The 13,240-nt window shown below is 68.0% G+C and carries 12 protein-coding genes; 5 read left to right on the top strand and 7 right to left on the bottom strand.

From position 1 onward, the window contains the following. The first annotated feature begins 23 nt into the window (after nucleotides 1-23). The gene (locus ACZ1DY_RS24105) at nucleotides 24-746 is read left to right on the top strand and encodes a flavin reductase family protein (protein WP_465480923.1); all 723 of its coding nucleotides are present in this window, start codon (nucleotides 24-26) and stop codon (nucleotides 744-746) included. Here the strand turns inward: ACZ1DY_RS24105 and ACZ1DY_RS24100 are convergent. Beyond that, entirely contained in the window at nucleotides 677-3,232 is a 2,556-nt protein-coding gene (locus ACZ1DY_RS24100) for a P-loop NTPase fold protein (RefSeq protein WP_465480922.1), read from the bottom strand. The two genes, ACZ1DY_RS24105 and ACZ1DY_RS24100, sit on opposite strands and share 70 nt — an antisense overlap. A 106-nt stretch (nucleotides 3,233-3,338) precedes the next feature. Here ACZ1DY_RS24100 and ACZ1DY_RS24095 point away from each other — a divergent pair, with 106 nt between their 5' ends. Then, nucleotides 3,339-4,577: an MFS transporter gene (locus ACZ1DY_RS24095; RefSeq protein ID WP_465480921.1), complete on the top strand. Its 1,239-nt coding sequence runs from the start codon at nucleotides 3,339-3,341 to the stop codon at nucleotides 4,575-4,577. On the opposite strand, the gene folE is transcribed toward ACZ1DY_RS24095, so the two are convergent. Beyond that, nucleotides 4,567-5,163 (bottom strand): GTP cyclohydrolase I FolE, encoded by a 597-nt coding sequence (gene folE / locus ACZ1DY_RS24090; RefSeq protein WP_257486309.1) that lies wholly within the window; start codon nucleotides 5,161-5,163, stop codon nucleotides 4,567-4,569. The genes ACZ1DY_RS24095 and folE overlap by 11 nt on opposite strands. A gap of 134 nt (nucleotides 5,164-5,297) precedes the next feature. Between folE and ACZ1DY_RS24085 the strand changes: the two genes are divergently transcribed. Then, entirely contained in the window at nucleotides 5,298-6,023 is a 726-nt protein-coding gene (locus ACZ1DY_RS24085; RefSeq protein WP_465485705.1) for a helix-turn-helix transcriptional regulator, read from the top strand. Nucleotides 6,024-6,028: 5 nt separating this feature from the next. Here ACZ1DY_RS24085 and ACZ1DY_RS24080 read toward each other — a convergent pair whose 3' ends face one another. Then, nucleotides 6,029-6,481 carry a carboxymuconolactone decarboxylase family protein gene (locus ACZ1DY_RS24080; RefSeq protein ID WP_465480920.1) on the bottom strand — a complete coding sequence of 151 codons (453 nt, stop codon included), beginning with the start codon at nucleotides 6,479-6,481 and terminating at the stop codon, nucleotides 6,029-6,031. Between the two features lie 82 nt (nucleotides 6,482-6,563). Then, nucleotides 6,564-7,946 (bottom strand): cytochrome P450, encoded by a 1,383-nt coding sequence (locus ACZ1DY_RS24075; protein ID WP_465480919.1) that lies wholly within the window; start codon nucleotides 7,944-7,946, stop codon nucleotides 6,564-6,566. 99 nt (nucleotides 7,947-8,045) lie between these two features. Here ACZ1DY_RS24075 and ACZ1DY_RS24070 point away from each other — a divergent pair, with 99 nt between their 5' ends. Then, nucleotides 8,046-8,642, top strand: coding sequence for a TetR/AcrR family transcriptional regulator (locus tag ACZ1DY_RS24070; protein WP_465480918.1), 597 nt, complete (start codon nucleotides 8,046-8,048; stop codon nucleotides 8,640-8,642). Here the strand turns inward: ACZ1DY_RS24070 and ACZ1DY_RS24065 are convergent. Together ACZ1DY_RS24065 and ACZ1DY_RS24060 are read right to left on the bottom strand one after the other, a co-directional pair. Beyond that, a complete protein-coding gene (locus tag ACZ1DY_RS24065; protein WP_465480917.1) occupies nucleotides 8,560-9,354 on the bottom strand; it encodes a glycosyltransferase family 2 protein in 795 nt (264 codons plus the stop codon). The two genes, ACZ1DY_RS24070 and ACZ1DY_RS24065, sit on opposite strands and share 83 nt — an antisense overlap. Nucleotides 9,355-9,356: 2 nt before the next feature. Beyond that, nucleotides 9,357-9,986, bottom strand: coding sequence for a class I SAM-dependent DNA methyltransferase (locus ACZ1DY_RS24060; protein WP_126737357.1), 630 nt, complete (start codon nucleotides 9,984-9,986; stop codon nucleotides 9,357-9,359). 124 nt (nucleotides 9,987-10,110) lie between these two features. On the opposite strand from ACZ1DY_RS24060, the gene ACZ1DY_RS24055 reads away from it, so the two are divergent. Beyond that, nucleotides 10,111-10,455: an MmcQ/YjbR family DNA-binding protein gene (locus ACZ1DY_RS24055; RefSeq protein ID WP_257486314.1), complete on the top strand. Its 345-nt coding sequence runs from the start codon at nucleotides 10,111-10,113 to the stop codon at nucleotides 10,453-10,455. 1,210 nt (nucleotides 10,456-11,665) lie between these two features. Here ACZ1DY_RS24055 and ACZ1DY_RS24050 read toward each other — a convergent pair. Next, nucleotides 11,666-12,919 carry an HNH endonuclease signature motif containing protein gene (locus ACZ1DY_RS24050; protein ID WP_465480916.1) on the bottom strand — a complete coding sequence of 418 codons (1,254 nt, stop codon included), beginning with the start codon at nucleotides 12,917-12,919 and terminating at the stop codon, nucleotides 11,666-11,668. Between the last annotated feature and the right edge of the window lie 321 nt (nucleotides 12,920-13,240).

The raw sequence follows: 13,240 nt of genomic DNA, 5'->3' as shown, positions 1-13,240 counted from the left end.
ACGGGGCGGCGAAGCTGGCGAACGTGACAGTTTCCACGACGGCCGAGGCCGCGCACACCCGTATCGAGCCCGGAATCCTGTACTTCGGCACCCCGGTGGTGCTCATTTCCACGGTCGACCAGGCCGGCGCGCCGAACCTGGCGCCGATGTCGTCGGCGTTCTGGCTCGGGTGGCGGGGGATGCTCGGCTTGGGCGCGAAATCCAAGACGGCGCAGAATCTCATGCGTAACCGTGAATGTGTTCTGAATCTCCCTTCCGACGCGCTGGCCGCCGCAGTCGACAGGCTGGCGCTGACCACCGGATCGGATCCCGTCCCCGCCCGCAAGTACGAACGCGGCTACCGGCACGAACCGGACAAGTTCGCCCGCGCGGGCCTCACGCCGGTGGATTCGGAGACGGTCCGGCCGCCGCGGGTCGCGGAATGCCCCGTGACGATGGAGGCCGTCGTCGAGGCCTTCCACCCGCTCGCGGAGGACGACCCGAAACAGCGTGGCGGCGTCCTCGTGTTCGAGGTGCGCGTGCAGCGCGTCCACGTCCACGACGACGTGCGGATGCCGGGTACCGAAGACCGGATCGACCCGGACCGGTGGCGGCCGCTGATCATGAGTTTCCAGAAGCTCTACGGCCTCGGCCCGCAGGTCCATCCGTCGACACTGGCGCGGATCCCGGAACGGCTCTATCGCGGGCCGGACATCGAGCGGTCGCGGGCGAACGAGAACCGGTTCACCAGCGGCAGCCAGCGCTGATAGGACGCGGCCAGCTGTGGCCACATTTCGCCGGAAAGGCCGCGTTCCAGCTTCGGCCGCAGCTCGTGGTCGTTCATCGACGACACGATCTCGACGGCCTTGTCTTCGGGGTCCGTCCCGTCGAGGCTCGAGAACCACCGGACGGCGTCCGGATGCCCGACGTGGACCGCGAGCAGCACCAGCACCGCGCGGAACGGTGCCTCGCGGTCGCCGTCGGCGAGGAACTCGGCCAGTTCCTCACCGGCGAAACGCGCCCGCAGCAGGCGATACAGGTTCAGCAGCCGCTTCGCGGCCCGTGGGGAGCGGATGAGCGGGGCGAGCGTCGGCAGGAAGTCCAGTTCCGCCCGTGAGATCACCAGTCGAGGAGGTCGTACGTCTATTGTGGACTGTTCGGACGACGGTTTCGGTGCTTCCGCGCGAGGAGCCGGAGCGGCCGCGGCCAGGAGAGGACGCTCGCCGCTGGCCTGATCCGTTCCGGCGGGAGCGGGCGCCGGGCCCGCCTCCGGGACCTCGGTATCGGCGAGCCCGCGCACGAGCCCCGCGAACCCTGGATCGTCCATGGGGGACAACGTGAACGGCACCTGGAAGATCTTCTCGAGGTAGCTCTCGGCGAAGGATTCGGGGTCGTCGCCGAGCATCTCCTCGTAATGCTGCTCGACGGCCTTCTTGAGCCAGCGGGAGTCGACGCCGACCACGACGACGAACACCGGCAGCGCCAGCAGGAGATGGATGGCTTCGAGAACCTGGACGACGACCTTGGGCGGGCAGCGATCGAGGTCGTCGACGTACAACACGGTCCGTTCGATCTTCCCCGAACCGTGCGGCACCTCGGCGAGCATGGTCGCGAACGTCTCGAGATCCTTGCGCAGCAAGGAGACCACGCCTAGATGTTCGACGTAGTCCGAAACCCGGGACTCGGCGAACGACACGAGATCGAGCCCGGGCGCGAGTTCGGCGACCGCCTTTTCGAGCCGGTCGGATTCGGCGTCCAGTTCGGCGAGCCGCCGCTCGGTCTGTTCGTCCTCTTCGGACGGTCCGCCGAGTTTGTCGAGCGCCTGGCGGATCCGGCCCGCGCTGGCGCGCATCCGCAGGACGACGGTCAGCACGGAGCTCACCGCGGTCAGCCCGCCGAGCACGCCGGACACCTGCGACCGGCCGACGAGCAACGTGACCACCAGGACCGTCACCAGCCCACCGATCAGGACCAGCAGGGGAACCGGATCCTGCCGCAGGCGTCGCCAGAATTCGGCGACGTCCGACCGCAGCCCGCCGGTTTCCTGGGCCAGCCGTTCGAGGTCTTCGGCGGTCGGCCGGTCGACGCCGATCCTGGACGCGATCCACGCCTTGTCCGCCTCGGTGAGACTGTCGAACACCGCGCGGACGTACTCGCGCGGCTTCCGGCGCCGCCGCTTCGCTTGTTTCTGTTGAGCTGTCAAGGTTCTGCGTTCGAGACGGACCGCGCTGAGCCTGCCGAGCAGGGTCTTCTCTGCCTTGCGGCGTTCGGCGAGCAGGTCGGCCTGGCGCTGAAGGTCGTTCTCGGCGCCGCTCGCGGCGAGGTTGTCGAAGATGTGCGTGGCGAGACTGGCCAGGAGGTTCGCTTCGCTGTAGTGCCACGCGTTGAAGCTGATCTGGCGAACGCTCGAACAGTAGGAGGACACGGACTTCCCGTGCGCGCCTGCCTCGGTTTCGGCCACTCGCGCGGAATCGGCGAGCTCGCGGACGCGCAGTTGCATCTGGCGCATGAAAAAGCTCTTGCCCGAACCCCAGCTGCCGAACAGGCCGATCGACAGGGGAGGGGTGATCATCCGGGAGACGACGAGGTCGGCGAGCATACGCACGTCGGGACCGATGCCGAGGCGGTCGACGCCGTCGTCGGTGTCGGGCCGGTAATCGGCGACGTGGGCGGCGAACGGATCGGGGACCGGGGTGCGGACCGGCCCCGATGGCCGCAGACCGGCGAGCTGTCCCGCCTGGCGAAGGGGTGCCGCCGCGGGGAACATCTGGTCTCCGACGAGACGCTCACCGCCGGAAAGATCGGCGGCGAGCCGTACGACCGTGGGACGAAGAGGATCAAGCGCCCCTCGCAACTTCGGGTTCTCGTACCGGTCTTCGCGGATGACGCCCAGTGCGCGGCGGGAGCTGTACCTGTCGAGCCAGGCCGCCAAGGGGCGATTCAAATCGGTGAAGTTCTCGTCCAGCTCTCCGTCCAGCCAGACGACGGCCATGGCCGCACCCTGCTGCCGGGCGAGGTCGACGCTCCGCGGCTTGACGATCAGCTCGTGGTCGGGGCACGACGCCAGCAAGGCCTCGTAGGCGGTCCGCCGGGCACCCGAATTGTGCTCGTAGACGATCACGGTGAACGACGCGGCCGACAGCGCGGCCCGGAGATCCCGGTCGATGTCCCGCGGCAGATACGGACCGGGGTCGCCGCCGATGGGCGAGTTCTTCAGCAGGCTCACCGGATCGACGTCGCGCACCAGCACCATCCGTGCTCCCCTCCCAAGGCCGAACGGAAGGGCAGTCTAGGGGGCGGTCGCTCAGCTGTGGGTGAAACTCCGCATCCGCTCGGTCACCGGTCGCTACGTTGGTCCCATGACGGGGGAGAGGCTCGACGGAAGGTACGCGAAGCTCTGGGCGGCGAGTACGACGTCCGCGCTCGGCAGCGGTCTCGCGACGGTGGCGGCGCCGTTGCTGATCGCTTCCCGCACCGACGAGCCGCTCGTGGTCTCGGGCGGGTTCGCCGTGGCGTGGCTGCCTTGGCTGCTCTTCTCGCTGCCCGGCGGAGTGCTGGCCGACCGGGTGGACCGGCGCAAGCTGATGATCACCCTCGACTGGATCCGCGTGCCCGCCGTCGCGCTGCTGGCCGTCGCGATCTCGATGGGCGACGTCAGTATCGCTTTGCTGTACGCCGTCCTCTTCGTGATCAACGCGTGCGAGGTCGTGTTCCGGACGTCGAGCGGGGCGATGCTGCCCGCGATCGTGCCGAAGGCGTTGCTGGAGCGGGCGAACGGGCGGCTGTACGCCGGGACGACGCTCGCCCACGGCATGCTTTCCGGTCCGCTGAGCGGATTGCTGTTCGGCGTCGCGGCGAGCATCCCGTTCTACGTCAACGCCGGCACGTACGCGGTCAGCGCCCTGCTGCTCTGCTTGATCGCCGGCGCGTACCGGTCACGGCCCGTCGAGCCGGTCGAGCGCCGGTCGATGCGATCGGAGGTGGCCGAGGGGTTCCGCTGGCTCGCCGGCCAGCGTCTGCTGCGGACCATGATCGGCTTGATCGGGATGCTGAACCTGACGCTCGTCGCGGCCACCTCGGTCCTGGTGCTGCTCGCGAAGGAACGGCTCGGGCTGGGTTCCGTCGGGTACGGCCTGCTCTTCACCTGCATGGCGGTGGGCGGGCTGCTCGGCTCGGTCATGGGCGCCCGGCTGATCGCCTGGTGCACGCCGACCTGGACATTGCGGATCGGGCTGCTGATCGAGGCCGGGACCCATCTGGTGCTCGCGACGAGCACGAGCGCGCCGGTCGTCGGGGTGACGTTGTTCCTCTTCGGGGTGCACGGCGCCCTGTGGGGAATCGTCGGCAGTTCCCTGCGCCAGCGGCTCACCCCGCCCGGCATGCTGGGCCGGGTCGGCAGCACCAGCCTGTTCGTCATCGCGGGCGGCAACTGCGTCGGCGCGCTGCTCGGCGGGGCGGTGGCGTCGAAGTTCGGGCTGACGACACCGTACTGGGCCGGTTTCGTGGTGGCGGTGATCGTTTCCGCGCTCACCTGGCGGGTTTTCGACCGCGAGGTCGTCTCCGCGGCCTACGCGCAAGAGCCCGCTGTCAGCCGTTGATCCCGGTGAGCGCGAAGAACTCCTGGCGCGAACGAGCGTCTTCGCGCAGCGTGCCGAGCAGGGTCGAGGTGACGGTGCTCGACCCGACGGCCTGGACCCCGCGCAACGTCATGCACGAGTGCTCCGCTTCGATCACCACGCCGACGCCGCGCGGTTCGAGCTGCTCTTCGAGCCAGTCGGCGACCTGTTTCGTGAGCCGTTCCTGAACCTGCGGACGGCAGGCGAAATGCTCGACGATCCTGGCCAGCTTCGACAGGCCGAGGATCCGGTCTCCCGGCAGGTAGCCCACGTGCGCGACCCCGACGAACGGCAGCAGGTGGTGCTCACAGACCGACCGGACCGGGATCCCCCTGGCCAGGACGAGCTCGTCGTAGCCCTCGTCGTTGGGGAAGGTCGTGAGATCGAACGGCCGAGGGGTGAACAGCTCGGCGTACGCGCGCGCCATCCGGCCGGGCGTGCCGCGGAGGCTCTCGGAGTCCAGCGAGATGCCCAGTGCGGTGAGGAGATCGGCGGCCGCGGTCTCGGCAGCCGCCAGGTCCGGCCCCGGCCCGGATTCGTGCACGACGCGCAAGGCAGGAGTGGACATTGGGCCTCCTAGGCTGAACCGATCCCCCGGTGGATTAAACCAAGACTTTTGGGTGTTTTGGCACCCGGCGGCTTATCTTACATGGTAGATCGACACTCCAGAATGTTCCGCCGGTTGAGATAGGCGATATCGTGGTGAACGTGACAGTGCCCGACCCGCCAGACCCGGACGGCCTCGACGCCCCCGCCATCGCCGCGGTGGCGGCGCTCGACGACGACCTCCGTCGCGGCATGTACGCCTACGCCCGGCGCGCGAGGCGGCCTGTCACGCGCGACGAAGCCGCGGCGGCGGTCGGGATCTCCCGCAAGCTCGCCGCCTTCCATCTCGACAAGCTCGTGGCGGCTGGGTTGCTCAGATTCGGCTTCGCGGCAGGCCCGGTGGTGAAGGTGGGGCGCAGGCCGAAGGTCTACGAACCCGTCGACGAGACCATCCAGGTGCAGCTTCCCGCCCGGCGGCACGAGATCCTGGCGGGCATCCTCGCCGAGGCCGTGCTCGCCGAAGGGAGCGGTGAGACAGCGCGGGAAGCGGTGCTGCGGGTCGCGGGGGAGCGCGGTTTCGCGGCGGGTGAAGAGGAACGCGCACGAACGCGTCCGGGCAGGCTCGGCGCGGAACGCGCGCTCACCGTCGCCGAAGGGGTGCTCCGCCGCTACGGCTTCGAGCCGAGCCGGGACAGCAGGACCTGTGTCCGGCTGCGGAACTGCCCGTTCCATCCGCTGGCCGCCGAGGCCCCGGAGCTGGTCTGCGGGATCAATCAGGCCTTCCTGGCCGGTTTCCTGAACGGCGTGCGCGCCGGGAACGTGGAGGCGGCCCTCGTTCCCGGCGCGGCGGAGTGCTGTGTGGAGCTACGGCAGGCCGAGTAGGCCGATCAGGCGGCGCCGGCGATCTGCCGCGTGGCGACGTTGAGCCGGTTCCAGGTGTTGATGGCGGCGATGGAGAGGACCAGGCTCGACAGCTGCGCTTCGTCGTAGTGCCGGGCCGCCTCGTTCCAGACCTCGTCGTCGACCGGGTCGGCCCGGTCCGCGATCCGGGTGATGGCCTCGGCCAGCGCGAGCGCGGCCCGTTCGGCGTCGGTGAAGTAGGCCGTGTCGCGCCATGCCGCCACGGTGAAGATCCGCTCGTCGGACTCGCCCGCCTTGCGCAGCTCCTTGGTGTGCATCTCCAGGCAGCCGCTGCATCCGTTGATCTGGCTCGCGCGGACGTGCATGAGGTAGTGCGTGGTCTTCGGGACACCGGTCTCGCCGGTCGACTCCGCCAGCGCGATCAAGGCCTTCAAGGTGGCGGGGTTCGCGAGGGCGGGATTCGGGATGCGGGTTTCCATATTCGTTCTCCTCCGGGGTTTCCGTCTTGCTTTCACCGCACTGACGGATCCCGTCACGGAGATGTGACCGGCTTCTGAAGTCTTAGGTGGTCGCGGCCACCGACGCCCGGTCGCGGAGCGAAACCTCCAGCTTGAAGCCCTCTGGCTTGAGGGTCAGCAGCTCCTGCACCTTCAGCCGATAAGACGGGTCGCCACGGAGCTCGTACCGGCTCAGCAGCATCCCGAGCACCAGCGTCGCCTCGTGCAGGGCGAACTGCCGCCCGATGCAGGCCCGCTCGCCGGTGCCGAAGGGTTTGTAGACGTGCGCCGGACGGGCACGGTTGCGTTCCCGCGAGAAGCGGTCCGGATCGAACGACTCGGGATCTTCTCCCCACACGGGATCACGGTGCAACGCCGGGATGAGGACCAGCGCCCACTGTCCCTTCCGCATCGGGTACTCGCCGCCGACGACGGTGTCCACCTGAGCCTGGCGCGCGAAGGCCGGCGCCGTCGGCCAGAGCCGGAGCGCTTCGTCGAGCACTCGCCGGACGTAACGGAGCTTCGCCACTTCCTCGTAGGACGGGTCCGGATTCGCACCCCAGACCTTGTCCACTTCGGACTGTGCGCGGGCCAGGACGTCCGGGTTCCTGGCGAGGTAGTACAGGGCGAACGACAGCGCGCCCGACGTGGTCTCGTGCCCGGCCACGAGGAAGGTGATGATCTGGTGCCGGATGTTGTCCTCGTCCAGCGCCTCACCGGTGCTCGGCTGCGTGGTGTTCAGCATCAGCCCGAGCAGGTCTTCGGTGCTCGTGTCGTCCCGGCGCGCTTCGATGACGTCGGCGACGACGGAGTGGAGGAACGCCAGGTCGGCTTCGTTGCGCCGGTTCGCCTTGCGACTGAGGAGCGGGCCGATGACCGGCGGCTGGATGGCCATCCGCTGCGCGTGACGCAGCGTGCGGACCATCGCGGCGACGAACGGATGCGGCTGGGCGCGTTCGAACGAAGAGAAGCTGTAACCGAATCCGGTCCGGCCGATGGTCTCCAGCGTCAGCTTGGTCATGTCGTCCGCGACGTCGACCTCGCCACCCTTGTCCCACGTGTCCAGCAGCTCGCGGGTGATCGCCAGCATCGTCGGGTGGTAGCGCTGCATGGCGTTGCGGCTGAACGCCGGCGCGAGGATCTCGTGTGCGCGCCGCCAGTTCGGCTCTTCGTTGTGGGCGGTGAACAGACCGTCGCCGCCGAGCGGGCGCAGGTTCGAGATCGCGGGCGTGACGTGCTTCGCGAAGCGCTTCTCGTCGGAGAGGTCGGCGACCATCTCGGCACCGTTGACGAACACGATGCTCCGGCCGAACACCTTGCGCTCGAAGACCGGCCCCAGCTCGGCCGCGTGCCGCATCGAGTCCTGGACCGGCGTCTTCGGCGACACGCCGAGCACGTCGCCGATCAGCGGGATCCGTCGCGGGGGATGGGGGAGAGCGGTGGCCATCGAGCCCCTCCTGATGAGCACTGTGTGCACTGTTGAACCGGCATCCAATAGCGAGCGTGGCCTGTTACTGAACTCATGTCAAGTAAGTACGATGCCCAGATGGCGCCGAGTACCTCCGGGAAACCCCGCAGCAGGCTGAGCACCGCCGAGCGACGGGAACAGCTGCTGCGGATCGGCGCCCGCCTGTTCGCGGAGCGGCCGTACGACGACGTGTGGATCGAGCAGGTCGCGGATATCGCCGAGGTGTCGCGCGGGCTGCTGTACCACTATTTCCCGACGAAGCGGGACTTCGTCACCGAGGTCATCAGGGCCGAGGGCGAGCGGCTCCTCAAGATGACCGAGTCCGATCGCACCCTCCCGGTCGCGGAGCAGTTGACCGCGGGCCTCGACGCGTACCTGCGCTACGTCGAAGCCAACGAGGACGGCTACCGGGCGCTGCACTCGGGTACGTCGATCGCCGTCGACGGCGTGCGCGAAGTCCTGGACAACAACTTCGCCGAGCAGGGACGCCGGATCCTGGAGGTGCTGTGCCCGGACGGCGAGCCGCCGGAGGCCCTGCGGGTGCTCGTGCGGGGCTGGCTGGCCTTCGTCGTCGCGGTCTGCCTCGACTGGCTCAAGTACCGGAAGCTGACCCGGGAAGAGATCCGGGATCTGTGCGCGAAGGCGTTGCTCGACCTCGTCGACGTGCCAGCATGACCTCGGCGCGCTCCTCGATCAGCTTCATTCGCGCGAGCCGCTCGCCGTCGTCGTTGTGCGCCGCGGACCGGGTGACCTGCCCGGCCCATTTCCGGTAGAACATGCCGCACGTGGAGACGAAGTAGCCGTCGGAGCAGGCGTTCGCGGCGAGGATCAGCCCGGTGTCCTCCGACGCGGGCAACGCCATCCAGCCGCCGAGCTCCAGCAACAGCTCACGGCGGATGCACAGCGTCCCGGCAACCACCGACGACACGTAGCCGTTTCGCTGCCAGTGGCGCAGGATCGCGCCGCGTTCGATCCTTCCCTCTTCCGGGTCGCTGTCGACGCCGGCCGTGGTCCCGTCGGGAAAGAGGTCGAGCACCCGGCAGGTCGTCCAGCCGACGTCGGGATCCTCCAGCGCCGCGATGTCCCGCGCGAGCGCGCCGGGTGCCAAGAGGTCGTCCGCGTCGAGTGCCTTGATCAGCTCACCGGTGGAGCGCGACAGGGCCAGCATCCGCGCGACCCCGGGGCCGCCCCGGCGCCCCGAGCCGGGCAGTACGCGGTCGTCCGCGGGGAGGACGCCGTCGAGCAGACCGGTCTCGCCGTCCTCCTGCACCAGCCATTCCCAGGCCCAGCCCGGCGGGAGTTCCTGCGCGGCGAGGGATTCGTACGCCTCGGCCAGGTACGGAAGGCTCGGCGGGTGGACCGGGGTGATCACGCTGACGACACGCACGATCAGACCGGGCGTCGAGCCGTGATTAGGAGGTGTTCCTCTGGCGGTGTCCCCGGTTCGTCCGCCGTGAAGACCTCCGAATGGGTGCCGGTGACCTCCATCCCGGCCGCCTCGACCCGCCGGACGAGGTCGTCCGGGGCGAAACTGGTCACGCGGAAGGTGCGGCCGAAGAACTCCGCGGGCGCGTCCTCGGCGTCACGCGGAACGGTGACGAGCGCGAAGAGCCCACCCGGTACCAGCCAGCGCGCGATGTCGGCGAGCACAGCTTCGGTGTCCCTGCGCGGCATCTGGAGGAACGGGAAGAAGGCGCAGACGGCCTCCCACGACCCGGGCGGCGAGGTCCAGTCACGCACGTCGGCGTGGACGAAGGTGGCGGCGGGAACCTGCTCACGCGCGAGATCGATCATCACCGGGGACACGTCGAGCCCGGTCACCCGATGGCCCGCGGCGGAGAGGTCCTCGGCCACCGGCCTGCCGGTGCCGCTGCCGAGGTCGAGCACCCGCGATGACGGCGGCAGGCCGTCCAGCAGCTGCCGCACCGCCCTGTCGACCACCGGTGCCCGGCCGAAGACGTCTTCGTAGGCGGAACCGATGGCGTCGAACAACTCTGCCGCCGTGGCCGGTCGGTCCATCGCACAGCTCCCCGGGTCGAGTGGATCTTCCTCCGCCGAATCTACCGATCGACGTCCTCGAATGCCGGGACCACCCGGGCACCTAGACTGAGGCCGACGGAGTTACTGGGGTTTGGGGTTCACGATGAGCGTGTCGAGTGACGAGTTCCACCGGATGCTGAAGACGCTCGCCGAGGTCGAGCGATCCGACGCGAAGGAGTGGGAGTCGTTCAGTGTGCGCGGGAAGCGGTTCGGCTACTTCTGGCCGCGGACCCAGACCGTCGGCCTGAAGCAGACGCTCTCGGAACAGGAAGCCCTCGTGGCCGAGCGGCCGGACGTCTTCGAGGTGCAGTTCACGGCCGGGGGATTCGGCTGGGTGGTGGTGTACCTCGACGGCATCGAATCCGACGAGCTGAACGAATTGGTCTACGAGGCATGGCGGCTGTCCGCTCCCGAAGAACTGGTCGATCAGGTTCCGCCGCCCTGTTGAGCGTTACCGCATTCGTGTGTTGACGCGCATCACTTCTTTCGTGGGGAACGTTTTCCGGGCCGTGGCGTTGTAGAGGGTGTCGGTACGGATGGTGCCCCCGGGCCTCACCCTTAGCCTTCATGGAATACCGGTTCGGCCGGAGCCATGTCGTGCCTTTCGCCGAGAGGCGGCCCACCGTATCGGCCTTCGCTCCCGCTTCCGCTCGCAGGTGACCCCCAGACCTTCGCTGAGCGGGAGCGGGTCTTTTTCGTCCGGCGGTTTTCGGCTTGACCCAGGTCACTCGCTCGATGGGAACATTTCGGCGTGTCGCCGCGTTAGGACAATTGTCCGCTTCCGCTCGCAGGTAACCCCCAGGCCTTCGCTGAGCGGAGGCGGACGTTTTTTGAGCATTCGAGTCGTGCATTCGGGTGTAGACACGGGTCACACCTATTCGGGATCGGCGCCGGGGAACATTTCGAACGGTGGTGCGTTGTAGAGAGTGTCGGTACGGATGGTGCCCCCGGGCCTCACCCTTCGCCTTCACGGAATACCGGTTCGGCCGGAGCCGTGTCGTGCCTTTCGCCGAGAGGCGGCCCCCGTACCGGCCACAAACTCCCGCTTCCTGCTCGCAGGAACCCCCAGCCTTCGCTGAGCGGAAGCGGGACCTTTTCTTTCCTCGCCCGTCGCCGGTCCGGCGGCGGGCTTTTCGTGGTCGGTGCTTTCGAAGCGGTGGTCCTTGGGCCGTTGTCTGACCTTGGATGTCGGGCGGGAGTCTCTCTTTGCTCGAGTGGTTGTATGTCGCGGCAGGCGAACTCGCGTCGTCCGGCTGTGGGCGCGGCTTCGGAGGGATTAAACGGCACGTCACGCTTTAGCCGGCACCGCTGCCTCAGGATCGGGTGTGATCGCGTCGTGGCGGGTAGTGAGGGACTTGTTCACTGCCCTTGGTGTCCGGGCTACGGTGTCCTGGCCAGGGCAAGGTCAGCGGGTGGTGTAGCCGCCGTTGGGGAACATCGTCTGGCCGGTGAACTAGGCGCCGTCGGTGGCCATGAACCGGATGTTCGGCACGATCGCACGACTGTGTGGATTTCGGGACATCTGACGTCCCGAAATCCACACAGTCGTGCGTGATCGGTCCGATCAGCAAGGGGCCCGTGAACGGCGTGACCTGGGTGGCGGCCGGTGGGCATGCCGAAGGGCCCGTCGCCGGTGTGGCCGACGGGCTCCTCGACATTTAGTGGTGATGCAGGGTGTTGCGCCGGGGTTTTCGGAGTGGGTCTCGGTATTGGGGTGGGATGAACTCGGGTAACCCGTCGGCGGCCATCCGGACTTGCCAGTCACCGTGATGAATCAGGCGGTGATGGAAACTACATAGCAGCACGAGATTCCGGAGGTCGGTGGGTCCGCCGTCTGCCCAGTGATGAATGTGGTGGGCGTGACAGTTCTTGGGTTTCCGGTGACAGCCCGGGAACGCGCAGCCACCGTCGCGGATGTTCAGCGCGCGTCTCTGCCCTGGGGTGACGAAGCGTCGTAGCCGTCCCACATCGAGGGGTTCTCCGGCACCGCTCATCACGACCGGCAACATCAGACAGTCGCAAGCGGCGAGCCGCGCTTCCCGGGCGGTCATCGTCCCGACGAAATCCAGGCACGCGGTGCCGAGACCGGACTTCAGTTCGTCGAGTCCGATGGTGACGTGCACGAGGGTGCGGTAGCCGCTGGTTCCGGGTTGGTCGGGGCAGGCGATCGCGAGGTCGAGGAGTTCGGCCCAGGCGTCTCCCAGGCGTTCGCACTTCATCCGCAGGTCGGCTTGTCCGAATTCGTCGACCGGCCGTGGTTGGGCGTAGGCCTCGAGTGCGGCGGCGGTGCGGGCACCGGTCTCGTCGTCCAGGAGGCCGGTGAGTTTCCAGAACCCGTCCCTGCGGCGTTCCAGTGTGATCTCGCGGCGTGGTTCTTTGGGTTCGGGGTCTTGGGGTTCGTTGCCGTCGGGGTCCAGCCAGCCCAGCAGGTTCGCCTCAGCCTTGGCGAGCTGCTGCGGACCGGCATTCGGGGCCAGGTCAGCGAGGATCTTCTCCGCGACCGCCCGATCCTCAACCGAGGTGTCGGCAGGCAGCCTCTTCAAGATCTCCAGAATCTGATCGATCCGCTCATCCCCGACCAACCCCTCGGCGGCGACCGCGGCGGTCGCGGGTGCCACGGCCGGGGCTTCGGTGCCATCCAGGTTCCGCGTCGGGTTCAAAGCGACCGCCCGCTTCACCACCGCACCCGCCTCAGCGCGCGACAACCCCGCCATCTCCGCGAACCAACTCGCCGTACTGCCATGCCCGAACAAATCCTTGGCGCCCCGAGACTCGACCTCCGCCAGAAACCGCCCCAAACCCGCGGTGGCCATCCGAATCACCTGCAACGACTGCTGCACACCGTGGGCAAGCTCCAGCTTGCCGGCACGCCACAGTTCCTGCGGCAACTCGGGAAGGAAGGTCTCGGACACGCCTCCATAATACCCGACAAAATCGAACAGGTGTTCGTAATTTTAAGCGACAAGCGAAACGTGCAAATAACACTGACGAGTGATTTAGTGGCGAAGCAACGATTACCCTAAAGCAATTAGCCGACTAATTGCGCGTCTTCCAGGAAGCCGCGGTGTCCCGGGAGAAGTCCTTGCAGAGCAAGGAGAGTCTCGCCGCGATCTTCGCGTTCGAGTGACCGGCCGGGTGCCATGCCGGATCCGAAGGCAGGAAAGGGCCCGATCTGCAGGCCGGAACACCGGACCTGCTCGCGCAGCCAAGGAAACGCCTCAAGACACGAGCAG

The sequence above is a fragment of the Amycolatopsis sp. PSD-21 genome (assembly GCF_055561455.1).
Note: the sequence above shows the minus strand (reverse complement) of the source record. Positions and strands in the feature narration are given on the sequence as shown.

Excerpts from the sequence above, each read along its gene's own strand:
- ACZ1DY_RS24100 (WP_465480922.1), bottom strand. The coding sequence starts at position 3,232 with ATGGTGCTGGTGCGCGACGTCGATCCGGTGAGCCTGCTGAAGAACTCG.
- ACZ1DY_RS24095 (WP_465480921.1), top strand. The coding sequence starts at position 3,339 with ATGACGGGGGAGAGGCTCGACGGAAGGTACGCGAAGCTCTGGGCGGCG.
- folE (WP_257486309.1), bottom strand. The coding sequence starts at position 5,163 with ATGTCCACTCCTGCCTTGCGCGTCGTGCACGAATCCGGGCCGGGGCCG.
- ACZ1DY_RS24080 (WP_465480920.1), bottom strand. The coding sequence starts at position 6,481 with ATGGAAACCCGCATCCCGAATCCCGCCCTCGCGAACCCCGCCACCTTG.
- ACZ1DY_RS24075 (WP_465480919.1), bottom strand. The coding sequence starts at position 7,946 with ATGGCCACCGCTCTCCCCCATCCCCCGCGACGGATCCCGCTGATCGGC.
- ACZ1DY_RS24070 (WP_465480918.1), top strand. The coding sequence starts at position 8,046 with ATGGCGCCGAGTACCTCCGGGAAACCCCGCAGCAGGCTGAGCACCGCC.
- ACZ1DY_RS24060 (WP_126737357.1), bottom strand. The coding sequence starts at position 9,986 with ATGGACCGACCGGCCACGGCGGCAGAGTTGTTCGACGCCATCGGTTCC.
- ACZ1DY_RS24055 (WP_257486314.1), top strand. The coding sequence starts at position 10,111 with ATGAGCGTGTCGAGTGACGAGTTCCACCGGATGCTGAAGACGCTCGCC.